This is a genomic window from Bacillus cereus group sp. MG9, from assembly GCF_040459995.1.
Lineage (GTDB): Bacteria > Bacillota > Bacilli > Bacillales > Bacillaceae_G > Bacillus_A > Bacillus_A mycoides.
Window position 1 is genome coordinate 4,000,806 of the sequence record NZ_JARVHC010000001.1, and the last position, 18,728, is coordinate 4,019,533.

Genomic DNA, 18,728 nt, shown 5'->3' on the forward strand with positions numbered 1-18,728 from the left:
ACACGTTTTTTTATTCTACACTCTCAAAATAGAAGTCGTATTGTACTTTATACAATTCATCGTCTGATGGCTCTTCAAGAGGAGTTGCCTGCAAGACTATCATATATTCCCCGTTCGGAATAGGAATATGATATTTATTAGAAAGAATACTTGTTATATATACTTCTTCATTCTTCACTGTGAAAGGAACTGATATCGTTCTAACCACTTCTTCTTTCTCAATATGATTTCCACAAGTAACTTCCACTTCACAAGTATAGTCAGAGATTGCTTCAAAAATAATAGCTCCATCCACCTCAGCATAGCCTCTTTCAAAATCTTCAGGAGTCCAATCTACATAAGGCTGCTGACCATCATAGTTCATTATCATTAATTGCGAATATGAAATTGTTAATTCCATAACTATCCCTCTCCTCCACTATGAAATGTATGCCAATTACTATTTCACTTCAAATTTCACACGCGTACCATCTGGATATTTGTCTAGCTTATTCCCTACCCAAGAACCTGCACCGCGGTTATCTGCTGGACTTATATATTCAATATGAGCTCCTTTTCCGCCTTCCTTACACATCGCCATCGGCCATTCATCACGATCATAACCTTTCTTCGTCGGATATGGTGCTAACGATAATTTCCTTCTATCCGCTGCACCATTACGATCAATTGTACACATTTCCGAATGTCCTTCTTTTATAGCATCCGTTATATGTTTCCCGGTCTCTGGATATCGTTCTTTCGGGAACTCTAGAATTTGATCATACGTAGTTGTTTTTTTAGTACTTGTCTCCTCTGGCACAAGTACTTCATATACCGCTACCAAAAGAGAAAGAATTGCAATAATTGAAATGATAATACCTTTAAATTGCTTCATGTGTACCTCCGTGTTCCTACCAATTTCTTTTCCTCAGTTATTATAACAAACTTCTTCTATGTATGTTTTCAGACATTATTTTAGCTCTTCCTCTCCATTCCGCCAAAAACATTCATTTTTCTTCATCTTTTCACTAATGCTGTAGAAAACTAATAACCTTCCGACATTCTTTTTCAAAGGAAGTCCACATAAAAGGTTGAAATGATATATACGATACTTTTTGGGGAGGAACTATCATGGAAGCTATTTATAAAACGAAAGATGTTACAAATAAAACAGGTATCCCAAAACATATAGTCCGAAAATATAGCCAACTCTTAGAGGAACACGGTTATATCATTTCAAAAACAGCTGATGCTCGTATTTATAAATTGGATGATTTAAAACTATTGAAATCTATACATGAAAGAGCTGCTACATTACAAGAAGACATTTCAGAAACAATACCTATTATTTTAAAAGAAAAAGATGCCCCACCTGTACCTGTTATTCAAGATAAACAAGAAGTGCAACCAAAAGAAGATGGGCGTAACTTTGAGGAGTTCATGCTAAAACTTGAAATGCTTGCTCAATTAAATGAAGCAATTATTCATCAAAACTCTACTCTCATTACACAAAATCGTTTAAAAGACGAGAAATTAGATGAACTAATGCAACAAGTTTATGTAAAAGAAGGCTCTCAAGAAAAAATGTTACAAGATCTAGTTGTTCACGCCGCTCAAACAGATGCACTCCAAAAAGAAAAAATGGACTTATTAATGAATCATATGTATAAGCGAGAATCCAAACAAGAAGAAAAAATGAATAAACTTGTCAATCAAATTTACAATAAAGATAGCAACCGTGATACACAACTTATGCAAGTTATTCGCGAAATTCAAGAAACAAAAAGATTAGTCGCCGCCTCAAAAGAGCAAGGCTTCTTTCAATCATTTAAAAGTTTATTCGTTCGAACAAAACAAGAAAAAATAAATGAATGAAATTTTGTATCTTTTTCTAATGCACGATAAAATAAAAAGTTACCTTCTATCGGTAACTTTTATTCCTTATATCGTACAGCTGGCAATATAATAATAGCTTCAGTTCCTTTTCCGCTTTCACTTTTATATTCCAATGTGCCATTATGCGCTTGTAAAATACTAAATGTTACCATAAGGCCTAATCCTGTTCCTTTTTCTTTTAAAGAATAATACGGTTGTCCAAGCCTTACTAACTGTTCTTTTGTCATTCCAACACCACTATCTTTAACTCTTATTATTATCAATTCATCTTTTTGAATAGCTGTTACTTTTAAATACCCTTTGTTTCCTTGAATTGCTTCAATACCGTTTTTAACAACATTCATAATAGCTTGCTTCAATTTCGTCTTATCGCCGATAGTATAAAGGCTCTCAGAAATCTCAACTTGCAAATAAACGCCCTGCATCGCTGCAAATGATGACATAAGAGTTGTCATTTCAATTAATTGTGCTGATAAACAAATATGTTCTTTTTTTTCAATTTGAGGCCTTGCTAAATTTAAATAATCTGAAATAATCTGTTCAGCACGATCCAGTTCAGCTAATACGAGACGCATATAATCTTTGTTTTTTACGTCTTCCGTACTCTCTAGCAATTGAATAAACCCTCGTACAACAGTGAGAGGGTTTCGAACTTCATGTGCAACACTTGCAGCTAACTCACTTACAATATTAAGTTTTTCTGATTTTTGCATTTCTGTACGCAATAATGCATTTTCGTTTAAATACTCAGTCAAATACACTTGAAATACCATTGTCATAACCATAATAAGTGATGCAAATATATACCCACTATATAGATTAGATATGTACGGTGTAAAACCTGTTTCTAAAAGGACATTCAACATCCCGACTACTAATGAAACAAGAACATAAAATGATGCAATCATAAAAGCTAATATTAGCTTCTTATCTCTTGAAAAAAGAGACCATTTCTTTGACAAAAATAATGGAATTATCGAAAGAAATATAACTTCTACCATAGGCAACCAACTAAGCCCCTTAAAAATCCATTCATATGCAACATAAATAATGGCAGGGATGAGCCCAACAATCCCACCATATAAAAAACCACTAACAATTGGGACTGGATGAAAATTGTATCCGCAAACGGTACCAAAACAAATAGAGTATGTCATGGAGAGAACGAGTGTAACGCTAGATAAAAACATAATAAAGTAGCGATTAGGCTTCGGAAGCATTCCTTGATAACGATTTAAACGAATCGCTTCATATAAAAATAGTGGTAAAATAATGATGGCAATTTGGATCATTAAATCACGAATCAGCTCCATAGCCTCTCATCCCCTATATGTATTTTGATATGATTATATCATTTTATAAGTCTATTTGTTTCAAAATTTTGATTTTTCTTAACATCTTTGTTAATTATTTGTTAACAACTAATAATAAATGTTACAAATTTCCGAAATGATTGTAAACCCTGTACCAAATTTCCTTCGTGCAGTATACAATGAATACGGATTACAAAGAAAATAAAAAACACTTCACTAGACGGACAACTATCGCAAAATACAGCATATAATCCATACTATCTATGTTTACAAATAAGTGATCATTACTTTAGTAGGAGGAAGATAAATATGGCGGGTACTACGCTTGTTTTAAAAGAAGAAAATTTGGTTGTGCTAGAAAACGTTGAAAAATCAGTATACGAAGAATTGCAACATAAAGCAGGGGACGAAGACTGTACATGTGCTGTAAATGAATCCGTTGTCCATCTTGGCAAAGTATCTTCCGTACTTTGGAACGAAGATGAAATAGATTGGGAATACGGTTATTAAAAAGTCGCTTGCAGCGGCTTTTTTTGTGTTTATGCTTAAGTGAAACTTTAATTAACTCACACAGCTTATACTCTTATAGACATTTGAATCCTCACATAATTTCTTACTTCCACTGAATTTTAAGATACGATTCTTATCTTTCACAAATAGCGGGGGAAATTTTATAAACAAAGCGTAATAGTTGAAAATATGATAAAATGAACTTAATTTTCAAACGGAAGAAAGGGAGATACAATGGAACAATTCATTAATCCTAGAGTGAAGGACATCCAAATTTCTGGAATCCGTCAGTTCTCTAATATGATTCAAAACTATGATAATCTTATCTCTTTAACAATTGGGCAACCCGATTTCCCTACACCTTCTCTAGTAAAAGAAGCAGCTAAACGGGCCATTACAGAAAATTATACAAGCTATACACATAACGCTGGTTTACTAGAATTACGCAAGGCAGCTTGTAACTTTGTAAAGGACAACTACAATTTACATTATTCACCTGAAAACGAAACCATTGTTACAATCGGTGCTAGTGAAGCGATCGATGTTGCATTCCGAACTATTTTAGAACCAGGAACGGAAGTAATTTTACCTGCTCCTATTTACCCTGGTTACGAGCCGATTATTCGACTATGTGGTGCAACTCCTATTTTTATAGATGTTCGTGAAACTGGATTTCGTTTAACAGCTGAAGCTCTGCGAAATGCAATTACAGAACGAACAAGATGCGTCGTTTTACCGTATCCTTCTAATCCAACTGGTGTTACCTTATCAAAAGAAGAATTAGAAGATATTGTATCTATCTTAAAAGATAAAAATATTTTCGTTCTTTCCGATGAAATTTATAGCGAACTTGTATATGAAGACAAACACACATCTATCGCTCATTTCCCAGAAATGCGTGATAAGACTATTGTCATTAACGGCTTATCAAAATCACATTCTATGACCGGTTGGCGTATCGGACTTTTATTTGCTCCAGAATATTTAGCAAAACACATATTAAAAGTTCATCAATACAATGTTACATGTGCTACTTCAATCGCTCAGTATGCTGCAATCGAAGCTTTAACAGCTGCTAAAGATGCACCGAAGATGATGCGCTATCAATACAAAAAACGCCGTGATTACGTGTATAATAGACTCATTCAAATGGGTTTAACGGTTGAGAAGCCAACAGGTGCATTTTATTTATTCCCATATGTTGGACATTTAACATCTTCATCATTTGATTTTGCACTTGATCTTGTAAAAGAAGCTGGGCTAGCCGTTGTTCCTGGAACCGCATTTTCCGAATACGGTGAAGGCTACCTTCGCCTTTCCTATGCTTACAGTATCGAAACTTTAAAAGAAGGCTGTGACCGTTTAGAAGCCTTTCTAAAGAAAAAAGCTAAGAGTTAAACTCTTAGCTTTTTGTTGCATAATGATCACAAGTTTGACGCTTCAATAATTTATGCGGAATAATAATGCATTTTGAAGTAGATTCAGAATGCTCCACCTTATCAACTAAAGCTTTTGCCGCTTCATACCCTAATTGATAAATATTCACATCAACTGTCGAAAGTGGTGGACTAGCAATTTCTGATAATAAAGCATTGTTAAAGCTTACAATCGAAACATCTTTCGGTACAACAAATCCTTTTTTAGAAAGCGCACTTAACACGCCAAGTCCAATTAAATCATCCGTTGCCATAATTGCCGTCGGTGGTTGCTTTAGTCCCATTAATTCCTCAACAGCCTGTTGACCACTCTCTCTTGAAAAATCAAAGTGTAAAATATACTCTTTCGGCAATAGAATATCTGCTAGTTTCAAAGCATCACTCATCCCCGCCAAACGATCTCTCGTTACAAGTAAATCTGATCCACCGCCGATGAATGCGATTTGTTTATGGCCTAATGAAATCAAATATTCCGCTACTTCTCTTGCAGCTGTATAATTGTCATTATCTACATATGTAATTTCATCTTTTCGATCATATGGTTTTCCAATTAAAACAAACGGGAAGTTTTGGTCATGCAAGTATTGAATAATCCGGTCATTTTCTCTTGAATATAAAAGAATAATACCACCGATTTGACGCCCTTGTACCATTTTTACAACACCATTAAAAATTTCATCTTCCGTTTCACCAGTCGACATATAAAGCGCATACCCTTCCACATGTGCAAATGAACTAATTCCTCTTATAACTTCTGGGAAAAATGGATTTTGAAAAGCTTTACTTGCAGAACTCGGCATAACAAGACCAAGTGTCTTCGTCGTTTGGTTCGCAAGGTTTCTTGCATTTAAATTTGGATGATATCCTAATTCACTCATTACTTTTCGAACACGGCGCTTTGTCTTTTCACTTATACTTGGATTATCAGCAATTACACGAGAAACAGTTGATGGTGCTACGTTCGCCTTCTTCGCCACATCTTTAATTGTAACTGTCATAAAAATCCCCTCCTTTCACTTCTCTGCCATTTTCATATATTTTATCTTGCACCCGTTGCAAGTCATAGGAAAAGTCATAAACTGTCATTTATTTATTCTATCTTGCAAAACTTATCATATTCTCCCTCTCCATGTATTGTAAGGGATATAGCTCTTTTTTCCTATACTATAATATACTATTTATTTCACTTCTTTTCATATGCGATGTCAAATCTCTTTTCATCTCTCTATAATTTTTTTATAGAGAGATGAAAAGAAAAATGGGACATAATGTCCCATTTCTCATCCTTTCGTACCTCCAGCTGTTAAACCAGAAATAAAGTATTTTTGTAGTGATAAGAATAAAATCGAAATCGGGATTGCAATTAATACGGAACCAGCCGCAAACGTCGTAAATTCATTACCAAATTTCTTCGCTACCATTTCATAGAGTCCAACTGCTAAAGTGTAATTTTCCGGCGTGCGTAAAATAATACTTGCTAAAATGAAATCTGTAAATGGACCGATGAAAGTGAATAATGCTACAACCGCTACGATTGGCTTTGCAAGCGGCATAATGATTTGCCAAAAAATACGGAAGTGTCCTGCTCCATCCATGCGGGCTGACTCATCCAACTCTTTCGGAATCGTATCAAAATACCCTTTCATAAGCCAAGTATTCATTGGAATTGCTCCACCTACATAAATTAAAATTAATGCAAGATGTGTATCAATTAATCCTGTTAACTGTGCTAATACATATAGTGCGATTAACGCTGCAAAGTTCGGAATCATTTGTAGAATTAAAAATGTTAATAAACCATTTTTTCTTCCGACAAAACGATATCTCGAAAATGCATAAGCAGTAAAGCTAATTGCTAACACCGAAAAAATCATCGTCATAACACTAACTTTTAACGTATTTTTATACCAAAGTAAGTAATTACTTGAATCAAGATCAAGTAGCTTACGATAATGATCTAACGTAGCATTTTTTGGAATAATGCTAGAACCAGACAAACTATCTCCTGGATTAAACGATGAACCAATAATCCATAGTAATGGATAGAAAATAATCGCACACATTATGAAGATAACCAAATAACTTAATGAAAGACGTAACATCTTTTGTCGTTTAATATTCATTTACATCATATCCTCTTCTTGGAATGATTTTGTTCTCTTAAATTGCCATAACGCAACTGTAATAACGATTAACGATAAAATCATTGTAAGAGCTGCTGCTTTTCCGTACTGCGCTGAAGTCATCGTTAACTTATAAATCCATGAAATTAAAATATCCGTTCCACCTGCATCTTGCCCCGCTACAGCAGGACCTCCGCCATTAAATAGATAAATGATACTAAAGTTATTAAAGTTAAACGTATATTGTGTAATTAAAATTGGTGCTGTTGCGTATAAAACAAGTGGCAATGTAATTTTACGGAACTGTTGCCAAGCAGTTGCTCCATCTACTGTAGCAGCTTCATATAATTCTCCTGGAATCGATTGCAATATACCTGTTGTCATTGCAAAGACGAATGGGAAACCGAGCCACGTTTGGATCATAATTAAAGCAATCTTCGCCCAAAACGGATCTGTCATCCAAGCAATCTTTTCAATCCCGAATAAAGCTAATACTTGATTATTAATTGCTCCAAATGTTTCATTAAACATACCCGAGAAGACAAGAATAGATACGAATGCTGGAACAGCCCACGGTAAAATGAAAATTGTTCGAATAATTGCCTTACCTTTAATACCAGGCTGATTTACGATAATCGCTAAGAAAATACCAAGTGCAACTTGTAATGTTGTTGCAACAAATGTCCAAATGACAGTCCAAGAAAATACACTTAAAAATGTCTCTCTCCACATTGGTAATGTGAAAATATCAATAAAGTTTTTAAAGCCCACCCAATCTACTAATTTAGCTGGAGGAGAGTGATATAAGTCATAGTTCGTAAATCCAATTAAAATTACAAAAATGATTGGAAATACAACTACAAAGATTAGTAATAGAAATCCTGGTGAAACCATTAAATATGGAAAACCTTGATCTAATAAGTTACGGTATTGCTCTTTTACAGAGTTTAATGGGGTTCCTATATCACGTTTCTTCCCGTTTTGATATGCATCATATAAATTAAATCCATATATTCCGAGTCCAAACACGATGACGATAAGTGCCAAGATCCCTTCCACTAATAGAAAGACAGAATGGTCACGTGGAACTTCTGTACCGAGTGTTACAATTCCCCATAATCCCATATTTAATAAATCAGTAAATGCTACAATAAATGAACCTGTTAATACTAGAAAAATAAGGCCTTTTACAAATTGTTTATTATACATTTGGCCTATGCCTGGAATGATTGATAACATGGTTGCCATTTTCCTATGTTTTGAACCTTTTAAGCCGTTTGCTGGTTCCATAGATGTTTGCATGTTCCTTCCCCCTTTTTTCTGGGAGAGAATTCGTGCCTCTTATAGTAGAGGCACGAATTTCACCTTATTTTTTATTGCTGTGGTTTGCCTCAATATTCCCTTTAATTTGCTTCACTGCATTATCAAGTGCTGCTTTTGGTGCTTCTTTATCTGTAACTACTAACTGAAGCGCGTCTCCAGCTGGTTTCCATACTTCTTGCATTTCTGGAATATTCGGCATTGGAATTCCATTTTCTGATTGAGTTGCAACTGCTTTTGCAGCTTCATTATCTTTAATAATTGGATCTTCCATTACTGATTTTACTGGAGGAATCTCTTTTGTCTTCTCAAATCTAATTTTTGCGTTTTCTTCATTTGTTACCCACTCAGTGAATTTTGTAGCTAAATCATTTTGTTTAGAGAAGCTTGTTACATGCCATCCTTTTACCCCAACAAATGTTTTCATCGGTTGACCATTTGGTAATTTTGGCATTGGAGCAACACCATAATCAATTCCGTTCTTTTCCATCGCTTGGAACGCCCACGGTCCGTTCATAATAGATGCTGCTTTTCCTTCATTGAATAATCCATCAGCAGCAGGTCCACCAGATTCACCGATAATACCTTTCGGGAATAACTTTTCTTTGTACCATTTTTGAAGATATTCAGCACCTTGTACTGCTCCGCTATTATTTAATCCAACATCACTTGCATTTGGCTTTCCGTCTTTCTCACCAAATACATATCCGCCCATACCTGCCATAAACGCGTTAGCAAAGTAGAAGTTATCTCCTAATGTTAAAAATCCGTACTTGCCATCCTTCGTAAAGTCTTTTGAGAAGTTAAATAGCTCGTCCATCGTTTCTGGAGCTTTTTGCATTAATTTTTTATTGTAAATAAAAATTGGTGTTTCAATTGCTTTTGGTAAACCATATAATTTCCCGTTGTATGTTTGTGCCTTTATTGATAAGTCAGTAAATTTACTCTTCACAGCATCATCTGCTTTTACTTCAGAAAGTAAGCCTTCTGTTACTGCATTTCCGATTTGATCGTGTGGCAATGTTACAACATCTGGTCCCGTCCCCGCTGGTCCATCAAGGCGTAACTTCTTCACTTGATCTGTCATTTGCATTTCAACAACTTTTACTTTTACTTTATATTTTTCCTCAAAGCTTTTCACTGCTGGTTCTAAACCAACACCTTTTTTATCATCTTCCCAAACGAGAAGATCATAGTCTTTCTTCGCTTTACTTTCCTCTTTTTTTCCTGAATCTTTCGGTCCACATGCAGATAACATGCCAATTGACAATGCTGAAATCGTTAATAGTGATAATGCTTTCTTCATCCCAAAAACCTCCCTAAATTGTCTATGTACCTCTTTAATTGAAAACGTTTGCATTTAATTGTTTAATAGAAGCGCAAACAATATCTAAATCTATGAAAACGTTTGCGCTATTTGTCTATCATTATACATCCTTTTATTCATTTTGCAAATATTAATTTTCAAAATAATCTTATCACACTCTTTATTCATTGACTTTACATAAAATGAATACTACTCTTATAAGCAATATTAAAGTTATGTGGAAGGCAATCGTTTGCAACATAATCTTTATTATTTCATTTACGGGAACTATATGTATAGAGATATTAAAGGGGGATTTTCTATATGCTCAAAGAAGCGATCTATCATAGGCCAAAAGATAATTATGCATACGCTTACGATGAAAAAACAATTCACATCCGAATACACACAAAAAGAGATGATGTTCACAACGCCGCTCTCATCTACGGGGACCCGTACGAATGGCAGGACGGGAAATGGATTACAGCAAGTACACCGATGAAAAAAACTGGATCTACTGAGTTATTTGATTATTGGTCCGTTTCAATCAAACCAAAATTTAAACGCTTACGTTATGGATTCGAATTAAAAAACGACGTAGAAACTTTTATTTATACAGAACGAGGATTTTTTTCTAATATTCCAAATGACGATGTCGGTAACTTTTTCTGCTTTCCATTTGTTCATGCAAAAGACGTTTTCAGGGCACCATCCTGGATTAAAGACACAGTATGGTATCAAATTTTCCCAGAACGATTCGCTAACGGGGATAACACATTAAATCCAGCAAACACACTCCCTTGGGGAAGTACCGAACCAACTCCAACTAATTTTTTCGGCGGAGATTTTGCTGGTATTATTCAAAACCTTGATTACCTTGTGAAGCTTGGAATTTCCGGAATATATTTCACTCCTATTTTCAAAGCTCATTCGAATCATAAATATGACACAATTGATTACATGGAAATCGATCCACAATTTGGGACGAAAGAAACTTTCAAAGAACTCGTTCAGGCGTGTCATAAACATGGTATAAAAGTAATGCTCGACGCTGTTTTTAATCATAGCGGGTACTTCTTTGATAAATTTCAAGACGTGCTGGAACAAGGTGAAAATTCCGCCTATAAAGATTGGTTCCATATTCATGAATTTCCAATCATAACCGAGCCACTTCCTAATTATGATACTTTCGCATTTACACCGTATATGCCTAAATTAAATACAGCACACCCAGATGTAAAAGAATATTTACTTGAAGTAGGGCGTTATTGGGTAAGAGAATTCAATATAGACGGTTGGCGCCTTGATGTAGCAAATGAAGTCGATCACAGTTTTTGGAGAGAATTCCGAAGTGAAATAAAAGCATTAAATCCTGAAGTATATATTTTAGGTGAAATTTGGCACGATGCACTCCCATGGCTACAAGGTGACCAATTTGATGCTGTAATGAGCTATCCTGTTACAAACGCTCTACTTTCTTACTTTGCTAACGAATCCATTCATGCAAGTGAATTTATGAAACAAATTACCGATTCTCTACATTCCTACTCTATGAATGTAAATGAAGCGGCATTTCATTTATTAGACAGTCATGACACACCTAGAATTTTAGCAACATGTAACGGGGATAAAAATAAGTTAAAGTTACTCTATGTATTTCACCTTTCTTTCATCGGTTCTCCTTGTATTTATTACGGCGATGAAATCGGTATGGATGGTGGAATGGACCCTGACTGCCGCAAATGTATGATATGGGATGAAAAAGAACAAGATACTCTTTTATTTACACATATACAAACATTAATTTCATTACGGAAACAACATAAAGCATTTGGAGGAAATGGTACTTTTCAATTCATTGAGGCAAATGATGAACATAATTATATTTCTTATACAAAAACATATGAAGATGAAACTATCTTTTTCGTTTTAAATCCTACTAACAGTGAAGTTACAACTTCACTCCCTCTTCATATTACCAGGAAGAAAATAATTAACATTTATACAAACGAAGAATTTTCAGCGGAAGCAAGTGTATTACAAGTTACACTTCCACCGTATGGATTCTCTATTTTAAAATGGTAATAGTAAAAGCCTTATGCCAGGGTGGCATAAGGCTTTTCTTATTTCAATTTAAATACCATTGCTTCATATGGTCGTAATGTAATGTTTTCTATCAATACATTTTCTACATCATAATTGTGTATTAATAACTCTGCTTCACTATAAATAATGTCCTCAGGCAATTCAAATACACATTCATCTGCAGTAAAGTTTGCAATCACCAGAAGCTTTTCTTCTCCATATGTTCTTACATAAGCAAAAATAGAAGGGTTATTTTCTAATATTAAATCATATGTTCCATACACAACTATTTCATTGTTTTTACGTAATTCAATCAATTTTTTATAGTAATAAAAAATCGATTCTTCATCTTGGATTGCCTGTTTCACATTAATCTCTTTGTAGTTAGGATTTACCGCAATCCAAGGCTCACCCGTTGTGAATCCAGCATGTTCTCTATCATCCCACTGCATCGGAGTTCTAGCATTATCTCGGCCCTTTATATATATAGACTGCATCACTTTATCTATATCTTCGCCGCGCTCTATAACTTTCTCTTTATACATATTTAGTGTTTCAATATCTCGGTATTCATCAATTGATTCAAATCGAACATTTGTCATTCCGATTTCTTCTCCTTGATAAATATATGGTGTCCCTTTCATCATATGAAGTACTGTCGCTAACATTTTCGCTGATTCAGTATGATAAGCTCCATCATTACCAAAACGAGATACAACGCGAGGCTGGTCATGGTTATTCCAATAAAGGCTATTCCATCCTGTTTGTTCTAATGCTTTTTGCCACTTTGTTAAATTTTGTTTCAAAGTAAGAAGTGAGCATGGTTTTACATCCCATTTCCCACCTTCTCCGGAATCTAAATCCATATGTTCAAATTGGAATACCATTTGTAGTTCTTTTCTAGCTTCCCCTGTATACAATTTAGCCTCTTCTGTCGTTACACCAGGCATTTCCCCAACCGTCATAATGTCATACTGAGACAATACGTCTTCATTCATTTCATGCAAATACTTATGAATGTTCGGACCGTTCATAAAATGTTTATGCCCTGAAACATATCCTTCTTCATCCGTTTCAACAGCTGGTAAGCCATCTTCTTTAGAAATAAAATTAATAACATCCATACGGAACCCATCAATTCCTTTTTCTAACCAAAACTTCATCATGTCATAAACATCTTGTCTTACCTTTTCATTATCCCAGTTTAAATCTGGCTGTTTTTTAGAAAACAGATGTAAATAATATTCATCTGTCATCTCATCATATTGCCATGCAGATCCACTAAATGCTGCTCCCCAGTTATTCGGCTCTTTCCCTTCTTTTCCAGGGCGCCATATATAATAGTCTCTATATTTATTATCTTTCGATTTACATGATTCAATAAACCAATTATGTTCATCTGAAGTATGATTAACAACTAAGTCCATCATAAGTTTCATATTACGTTTATGCATTTCATGTAATAGTTCATCCCAATCTTCCATTGTTCCGAACTCGTTCATAATTTTACAATAATCACTTATATCGTAACCATTATCATCGTTTGGAGATTCATAGACTGGTGATAACCAAATTACATCAATACCTAATTCTTTTAAGTAGTCTAGCTTCGCAAGAATACCACGAAGGTCACCTATACCATCACCATTACTATCCATAAAACTACGAGGATAAATTTGATATACTACACTTTCTTTCCACCATTGTTTTCCCATTATGCTACCCCATTTCATCTATACTATTGATTCTTTTTTCTTTTTTTTAAGGCGCAAACGTTTTCATTACTGAATGATAACAGATTCTATCCAAATTTAAAATAGCGCTTACAATATTTATTTTCTTTTTCTAATAAAACATGTGAAACTTATTATATATTCATAGGAATAATGAAAACGTTTTATTTTTTTATAGTGTTTTTATTTCTTTTTTGAATCTATTCGTTTATAATAAATTCAAAGAAAACGTTTGCATAAACTTTCTAGGGGGAAATATCATGGCAGAACTTAAATTAGAAAATATTTATAAAATATATGATAATAACGTAACAGCCGTAACAGATTTTAACTTACACATTCAAGATAAAGAATTTATCGTATTCGTTGGTCCTTCTGGATGCGGAAAATCTACAACACTACGAATGGTAGCTGGACTTGAAGATATTTCAAAAGGAGAATTTTCAATTGATGGTAAGCTAATGAACGATGTTCCTCCAAAAGATCGAGATATCGCAATGGTCTTCCAAAACTACGCTCTTTATCCACATATGAGTGTGTATGATAATATGGCATTTGGATTAAAACTTCGAAAAATACCGAAAGATGAAATCGACCGTCGAGTGAAACATGCAGCTCAAATTTTAGGACTTGAACAATATTTAGATAGAAAACCGAAAGCTTTATCAGGTGGACAACGTCAACGTGTTGCATTAGGTAGAGCAATTGTTCGAGACGCAAAAGTCTTCTTAATGGATGAACCATTATCAAACTTAGACGCTAAACTACGTGTTGCAATGCGATCAGAAATTTCTAAATTACACCACCGCCTTGGCACAACGACAATTTATGTAACACATGATCAAACTGAGGCAATGACAATGGCTTCACGCCTTGTTGTTATGAAAGACGGCAAAATCCAACAAATTGGAACTCCAAAAGAAGTATATGAAACACCTGAAAATATTTTCGTTGGTGGTTTTATCGGTTCACCTGCAATGAATTTCTTCCGTGGAAAATTAACTGAAACCGATTTCGTTATAGACAGTTCACTAAAGTTTAAAGTATCTGAAGGAAAAATGAAGTTATTACGCGAACAAGGCTATGTAAATAAAGAAATTGTTTTAGGTATTCGTCCAGAAGATATTCATGATGAACTATTATTTTTAGAAGCTTCACAAGCTACTACTTTCACAACGAAAATTGAAGTTGCAGAGTTGTTAGGGGCTGAATCCATTTTATATATGAAACTTGGAAATCAAGATTTTGCAGCACGTGTTGATGCAAGACATACTTTTTCACCTGGTGACCAAATTAAACTTGCTTTTGATATGAATAAAGCACATTTCTTTGATAGCCAAACCGAACAACGTATTCGTTAAAAAATAAAGTTCTATAATAGAACATACAAAAAAACCGTCCACATATATACTGGGGGCGGTTTTCCATTATTATACTAGGGCTTCTATTGTATGAAATGATTGTCCTCTCGTGCTAATAATACCAAAAACAGGTAAATCACTAAGCACCACTTCTTCTTGCTGTTTCATAAAAGATGACGTTAATTGTTTTATCTCTATCCAAACGTCATTAATACAAAGTACATTGGAATCGTTCTCTTGTTGGCGAGAAAAAATAGAATCTATTTTATATAGACCAGCATTTTGAAAAAGCATATCAATACGACTGTATGCCTCCATAGCAAAACTAATAACACGTTGCCAATCTCCTTGTTTCCCCATATCGTAGGATACAAAAAGTGCTTCTCCGCCTAAATCCGTAATTTCCTCGGCTGTTGCTTGTCCACTTTCTTGATCAATGTCCGTCACAATTACTTTTGCGCCTTGCTTAGCCAACAAAAGAGCTGTACTACGTCCAATACCGATGCCACCACCAGTTACAATGGCAACTTTTCCTGCAAGCTTCATTTTCATTACCCCTTCTATATGTCTTACCGTCATTCAGTATACTCCTTTATTAGATTAGTCCGCAAGCAGGAAAAGTTTACTCCACAACTTGTAAGCGATTACTTTTCTGTTTCTTTTTTTTTCTTACTATTATATTGATCGAAGGTTAAACCAATAAAAATAAGAATTCCCCAAAATATTAAGCTACCTCCAGTCATTCCAAATCCCCCTTTTTTATATAACGATATTATTTATATCCATTATATCATTCTCTTAATTTTCAATCTATTCAAAACGAAAATAGGATGTTTGAATTAGCTACAGCTTCTTTAAACATCCTTCCGTAATATGGAAGGTACTATATAGGAGATATCCACCCTATATCAATTCCATTTATCTAATTTTATGAAAAAATAAGAGAATGATGAAATTTTTCACGAAATTAAAAATAAGACTTTTTATATACAAACGATAAAAAGTCTTATTTCATTAGTAGCACGTATAATCTAAATATTAATTATACAAGACTCATCACTTTCGTCTTTGCAATTAAATCATGGAAGCCACAATTATCTTTGCGGAATAACATCATATATACATTGCATATTAATGGAACTCCAAGTAATAATATGCTTGGTAATAATAATACCAAAAATCGTATTATTAATGTTTGTAACGTTAGTTTTTCACTTGTTAACGAGATTATTTTTGTTCTTGTTACCTTTTTACCAAGTGTAGAACCGTTCCAAAGAAAAGGTAACAGAATAAAATTTATAGCCATTAATACGAAAACAAGTGTAAGGTCATATCTATAGTCACCTAAACTTATATTAAAACGATCAAAAATAGCACTATAGTTTCCTGTAATAATAGCTACTACTGCACCGTACGTAACCGAGATTAAAAACATGTCAATAAGGGAAGCACCTATGCGATTCATTACAAGCGCTGGACGATGCATCTTTAACTTCATTTTGTGTCGACTCCTTCATATCCTTCTTTACCCGTTTCATCGTACCACTTCTAAAAAACATTGTAAACTGGCGTTTCGCTTACTTTTCTTGTACAATGTGTTACAACAGCATTATAAAGGAGGTTCCCATATTGAAAAGATGGATAATCCTATTTGCCGCACTCTTATTAACAGGTTGTGCAGGCAATACAAACCATTTAACTTATACAATTAACGATGAATATGAACTCATCCATACTTCTGGAGATGCATTTGAACTTTTCCCCTCTCAGGATGCTGTATATGCTACACAATACATCCCTGCAAAGATTACAGAAATTGCTTGGGACGATAAATACATTATCACAAAACAAATTGAGGAAAAATCAGATCCAAATAATCCTGACGCAGCAATTACAAATAAAAAAAGTGAACATTATTGGATTATCGATGTAAAGCATAATAAACGATTCGGTCCTTATAATGAAAAACAATTTAACGAGCAAAAAGATGCTTTTAAAATTACAGTACCTTTTCAAAGTGTAGATTCATATGTGAAAGAACTAAAAAAACAGTCAGCATAACTTTTTATGCTGACTGTTTTCGTTTAAATACACACCTTACTTAGAAAATGAGATATTGAAAGTTTGTGGCTCTTTAACAGCTTCATGAGTATCTCCCACTGCTAAATCATCTGTCGTAAACTTAATATCCTTTACCTTCTCTTTTCCATCATCGAGTATTAAACCGATAATTCCTTCTCGTGTCTCACCAGGTTTATAATCTTCCCTTGATACACTCTTTGTGCCTACAAGTGTGTCTTCTTCATATAAAAAGTTTTGAGTCGCTACATTAAAATGCTGTTTGTCATTAATAATAACATCATTCATAGAGAAGAATTGCATGTTCTTATTTCCACTATTCTCTACCTTATATGTAATTTCAACATACCGAATCGTATCGCTAATCTCTGTTCCACTTAACGATGCATATAATTCAGCGTCTTCTTGACTCACTTTATCTCCCAATCTACGCTTTACTTCTTCAGGAGTTAATGCAGTATACACTTTCAATGTATTTTTTGCATCTTTGCTCATTTGTGATAATGAGATAACTTTAACGTCTTGTACGTGAATTTTCATTGGGGCTACTTCAAATGTCTGATTCACAGAATGCATCTGTTCTAATTCAAATGTCCCCCACCCTTTTTCTTTCACTTTTTGTCCTACTTTTTTAAGCTCACGCCCACCATACTCTTTTGTTTCTGGAATAGATTCTTTCTTTTTAGGTTCTGCCTTCTTTTCTTCTTGATGGAAGCAACCACTTAACATAAGAAGAAAACTACATAAAACAAAAATACTTTTCCATGCTTTCATGATTTAATTTCTCCTAACACTATCATTCATTAAAATATATTAGTCCCTTGATTTGTAAACTATAGAAACAATAAGAAGTCCACAAAACGAACTTGTCAGTCCAGATACTATTATACCTCCTATTTGGAAAATATGAAAATAGGGGTCTAATAACGCGTGCACGATAAATATAATGGCCGCCACAACGATAGATGAAGCCCAATATTTCTTTTTTTCCGAAGTTAAACTAGTATCTTGATCAGTTTCCCTTCTATATTTCCATAGCACATATATTAGTAATAGTAGACCAAAACACGTACTCCCATGCTGTAAAAATTTATAAATTGGAATACTATATACTTCTTGCTGTAACAACGGTATTTTCACAACAAAATAGCCTGTCTTATGAGTAAAGGCATCCCAAACGACATGCGTCACCATACCGAATAAAGCAGAATAGCAAAATACAAAAAAGTCCTTCCAAGTATATAGCCCCCACTTCGCATCTACTACATATTTATAGTAACTAGCAAAAGGCTTAGGTAAATGTGTTATAAACGGTCCTTTTAAAATACGATGATATGCATATGCTAATAAAAAAACGAGTGGTAAATTCAAATAGAAGAAACCAGCCCATGTATGGCCAATAATACCGTATGGCCTAAAATATAAAAAATATTCAAAATCAGGTGTCATACTACCTAATATAAGAGCCGTCACCGAAATATAACTAGAATGTTTCTTAGCAAAAGGGAGAACAGCTGCTGGATGTGCAAATGTAAACGGCATATTAATACTCCTCTTCATATTTCTAATAGAATATCATCTATCATA

Annotated in this window: 19 protein-coding genes; 6 read left to right on the forward strand and 13 right to left on the reverse strand. The window is 34.3% G+C overall.

From position 1 onward, the window contains the following. Positions 1 to 10 precede the first annotated feature (10 nt). Together comJ and nucA are read right to left on the reverse strand one after the other, a co-directional pair. Positions 11 to 400: a competence protein ComJ gene (gene comJ / locus QCI77_RS20390; protein WP_002088359.1), complete on the reverse strand. Its 390-nt coding sequence runs from the start codon at positions 398 to 400 to the stop codon at positions 11 to 13. A gap of 39 nt (positions 401 to 439) precedes the next feature. Beyond that, a complete protein-coding gene (gene nucA / locus QCI77_RS20395) occupies positions 440 to 874 on the reverse strand; it encodes a DNA-entry nuclease (protein WP_002014817.1) in 435 nt (144 codons plus the stop codon). 236 nt (positions 875 to 1,110) lie between these two features. On the opposite strand from nucA, the gene QCI77_RS20400 reads away from it, so the two are divergent. Then, positions 1,111 to 1,854: a DUF3967 domain-containing protein gene (locus tag QCI77_RS20400; RefSeq protein WP_078175406.1), complete on the forward strand. Its 744-nt coding sequence runs from the start codon at positions 1,111 to 1,113 to the stop codon at positions 1,852 to 1,854. A gap of 59 nt (positions 1,855 to 1,913) precedes the next feature. Here the strand turns inward: QCI77_RS20400 and QCI77_RS20405 are convergent, their stop codons facing one another. Next, positions 1,914 to 3,188: a sensor histidine kinase gene (locus QCI77_RS20405; protein WP_002014814.1), complete on the reverse strand. Its 1,275-nt coding sequence runs from the start codon at positions 3,186 to 3,188 to the stop codon at positions 1,914 to 1,916. 309 nt (positions 3,189 to 3,497) lie between these two features. Between QCI77_RS20405 and QCI77_RS20410 the strand changes: the two genes are divergently transcribed. Both QCI77_RS20410 and QCI77_RS20415 read left to right on the forward strand, forming a co-directional pair. Further along, a complete protein-coding gene (locus QCI77_RS20410; RefSeq protein ID WP_000929276.1) occupies positions 3,498 to 3,698 on the forward strand; it encodes a hypothetical protein in 201 nt (66 codons plus the stop codon). A 234-nt stretch (positions 3,699 to 3,932) separates the two neighbouring features. After that, on the forward strand, positions 3,933 to 5,096 hold the full coding sequence (locus QCI77_RS20415; protein WP_002142986.1) for an aminotransferase A: 1,164 nt from the start codon (positions 3,933 to 3,935) through the stop codon (positions 5,094 to 5,096). 4 nt (positions 5,097 to 5,100) lie between these two features. On the opposite strand, the gene malR is transcribed toward QCI77_RS20415, so the two are convergent. The 4 genes from malR to QCI77_RS20435 all read right to left on the reverse strand — a co-directional run bounded on the left by malR (position 5,101) and on the right by QCI77_RS20435 (position 9,883). Next, the gene (gene malR, locus QCI77_RS20420) at positions 5,101 to 6,132 is read right to left on the reverse strand and encodes a maltose operon transcriptional repressor MalR (protein ID WP_002014809.1); all 1,032 of its coding nucleotides are present in this window, start codon (positions 6,130 to 6,132) and stop codon (positions 5,101 to 5,103) included. Between the two features lie 282 nt (positions 6,133 to 6,414). Beyond that, a complete protein-coding gene (gene malD / locus QCI77_RS20425; protein WP_002088365.1) occupies positions 6,415 to 7,257 on the reverse strand; it encodes a maltosaccharide ABC transporter permease MalD in 843 nt (280 codons plus the stop codon). Then, positions 7,258 to 8,559 (reverse strand): maltosaccharide ABC transporter permease MalC, encoded by a 1,302-nt coding sequence (gene malC / locus QCI77_RS20430; protein ID WP_002033812.1) that lies wholly within the window; start codon positions 8,557 to 8,559, stop codon positions 7,258 to 7,260. A 64-nt stretch (positions 8,560 to 8,623) separates the two neighbouring features. Continuing rightward, on the reverse strand, positions 8,624 to 9,883 hold the full coding sequence (locus QCI77_RS20435; RefSeq protein ID WP_002142987.1) for an extracellular solute-binding protein: 1,260 nt from the start codon (positions 9,881 to 9,883) through the stop codon (positions 8,624 to 8,626). Positions 9,884 to 10,207: 324 nt separating this feature from the next. On the opposite strand from QCI77_RS20435, the gene QCI77_RS20440 reads away from it, so the two are divergent. Then, positions 10,208 to 11,968 carry an alpha-glycosidase gene (locus tag QCI77_RS20440; RefSeq protein ID WP_113769786.1) on the forward strand — a complete coding sequence of 587 codons (1,761 nt, stop codon included), beginning with the start codon at positions 10,208 to 10,210 and terminating at the stop codon, positions 11,966 to 11,968. Positions 11,969 to 12,006: 38 nt separating this feature from the next. On the opposite strand, the gene malL is transcribed toward QCI77_RS20440, so the two are convergent. Continuing rightward, on the reverse strand, positions 12,007 to 13,683 hold the full coding sequence (gene malL / locus QCI77_RS20445; protein WP_087955296.1) for an oligo-1,6-glucosidase: 1,677 nt from the start codon (positions 13,681 to 13,683) through the stop codon (positions 12,007 to 12,009). 278 nt (positions 13,684 to 13,961) lie between these two features. Here malL and QCI77_RS20450 point away from each other — a divergent pair, with 278 nt between their 5' ends. Further along, complete coding sequence (locus QCI77_RS20450; RefSeq protein WP_002066938.1) at positions 13,962 to 15,062, forward strand: ABC transporter ATP-binding protein; 1,101 nt, start codon at positions 13,962 to 13,964, stop codon at positions 15,060 to 15,062. A gap of 69 nt (positions 15,063 to 15,131) precedes the next feature. Here QCI77_RS20450 and QCI77_RS20455 read toward each other — a convergent pair whose 3' ends face one another. The 3 genes from QCI77_RS20455 to QCI77_RS20465 form a co-directional block, all read right to left on the reverse strand. Next, complete coding sequence (locus QCI77_RS20455) at positions 15,132 to 15,641, reverse strand: SDR family NAD(P)-dependent oxidoreductase (RefSeq protein WP_002033807.1); 510 nt, start codon at positions 15,639 to 15,641, stop codon at positions 15,132 to 15,134. Positions 15,642 to 15,706: 65 nt separating this feature from the next. After that, complete coding sequence (locus tag QCI77_RS20460) at positions 15,707 to 15,805, reverse strand: hypothetical protein (RefSeq protein WP_002142992.1); 99 nt, start codon at positions 15,803 to 15,805, stop codon at positions 15,707 to 15,709. Between the two features lie 299 nt (positions 15,806 to 16,104). After that, on the reverse strand, positions 16,105 to 16,560 hold the full coding sequence (locus QCI77_RS20465; RefSeq protein ID WP_002033806.1) for an RDD family protein: 456 nt from the start codon (positions 16,558 to 16,560) through the stop codon (positions 16,105 to 16,107). A gap of 131 nt (positions 16,561 to 16,691) precedes the next feature. Between QCI77_RS20465 and QCI77_RS20470 the strand changes: the two genes are divergently transcribed. Continuing rightward, positions 16,692 to 17,123, forward strand: coding sequence for a DUF3997 domain-containing protein (locus QCI77_RS20470; RefSeq protein WP_353825407.1), 432 nt, complete (start codon positions 16,692 to 16,694; stop codon positions 17,121 to 17,123). A gap of 36 nt (positions 17,124 to 17,159) precedes the next feature. Here QCI77_RS20470 and QCI77_RS20475 read toward each other — a convergent pair whose 3' ends face one another. Together QCI77_RS20475 and QCI77_RS20480 are read right to left on the reverse strand one after the other, a co-directional pair. Then, positions 17,160 to 17,918, reverse strand: a complete 759-nt coding sequence (locus QCI77_RS20475; RefSeq protein ID WP_033715007.1) for a hypothetical protein — start codon at positions 17,916 to 17,918, stop codon at positions 17,160 to 17,162. Between the two features lie 36 nt (positions 17,919 to 17,954). Then, a complete protein-coding gene (locus QCI77_RS20480; RefSeq protein WP_353825408.1) occupies positions 17,955 to 18,683 on the reverse strand; it encodes a DUF4184 family protein in 729 nt (242 codons plus the stop codon). Between the last annotated feature and the right edge of the window lie 45 nt (positions 18,684 to 18,728).

What these genes read in the sequence shown, in the direction of transcription:
- QCI77_RS20440 (WP_113769786.1), top strand. Translation starts at nt 10,208, where the DNA reads ATGCTCAAAGAAGCGATCTATCATAGGCCAAAAGATAATTATGCATAC.
- QCI77_RS20460 (WP_002142992.1), bottom strand. Translation starts at nt 15,805, where the DNA reads ATGACTGGAGGTAGCTTAATATTTTGGGGAATTCTTATTTTTATTGGT.
- malL (WP_087955296.1), bottom strand. Translation starts at nt 13,683, where the DNA reads ATGGGAAAACAATGGTGGAAAGAAAGTGTAGTATATCAAATTTATCCT.
- nucA (WP_002014817.1), bottom strand. Translation starts at nt 874, where the DNA reads ATGAAGCAATTTAAAGGTATTATCATTTCAATTATTGCAATTCTTTCT.
- comJ (WP_002088359.1), bottom strand. Translation starts at nt 400, where the DNA reads ATGGAATTAACAATTTCATATTCGCAATTAATGATAATGAACTATGAT.
- QCI77_RS20415 (WP_002142986.1), top strand. Translation starts at nt 3,933, where the DNA reads ATGGAACAATTCATTAATCCTAGAGTGAAGGACATCCAAATTTCTGGA.
- QCI77_RS20465 (WP_002033806.1), bottom strand. Translation starts at nt 16,560, where the DNA reads ATGAAGTTAAAGATGCATCGTCCAGCGCTTGTAATGAATCGCATAGGT.
- QCI77_RS20455 (WP_002033807.1), bottom strand. Translation starts at nt 15,641, where the DNA reads ATGACGGTAAGACATATAGAAGGGGTAATGAAAATGAAGCTTGCAGGA.
- QCI77_RS20405 (WP_002014814.1), bottom strand. Translation starts at nt 3,188, where the DNA reads ATGGAGCTGATTCGTGATTTAATGATCCAAATTGCCATCATTATTTTA.
- QCI77_RS20435 (WP_002142987.1), bottom strand. Translation starts at nt 9,883, where the DNA reads ATGAAGAAAGCATTATCACTATTAACGATTTCAGCATTGTCAATTGGC.
- QCI77_RS20480 (WP_353825408.1), bottom strand. Translation starts at nt 18,683, where the DNA reads ATGCCGTTTACATTTGCACATCCAGCAGCTGTTCTCCCTTTTGCTAAG.
- QCI77_RS20400 (WP_078175406.1), top strand. Translation starts at nt 1,111, where the DNA reads ATGGAAGCTATTTATAAAACGAAAGATGTTACAAATAAAACAGGTATC.
- malC (WP_002033812.1), bottom strand. Translation starts at nt 8,559, where the DNA reads ATGCAAACATCTATGGAACCAGCAAACGGCTTAAAAGGTTCAAAACAT.
- malD (WP_002088365.1), bottom strand. Translation starts at nt 7,257, where the DNA reads ATGAATATTAAACGACAAAAGATGTTACGTCTTTCATTAAGTTATTTG.
- malR (WP_002014809.1), bottom strand. Translation starts at nt 6,132, where the DNA reads ATGACAGTTACAATTAAAGATGTGGCGAAGAAGGCGAACGTAGCACCA.
- QCI77_RS20410 (WP_000929276.1), top strand. Translation starts at nt 3,498, where the DNA reads ATGGCGGGTACTACGCTTGTTTTAAAAGAAGAAAATTTGGTTGTGCTA.
- QCI77_RS20450 (WP_002066938.1), top strand. Translation starts at nt 13,962, where the DNA reads ATGGCAGAACTTAAATTAGAAAATATTTATAAAATATATGATAATAAC.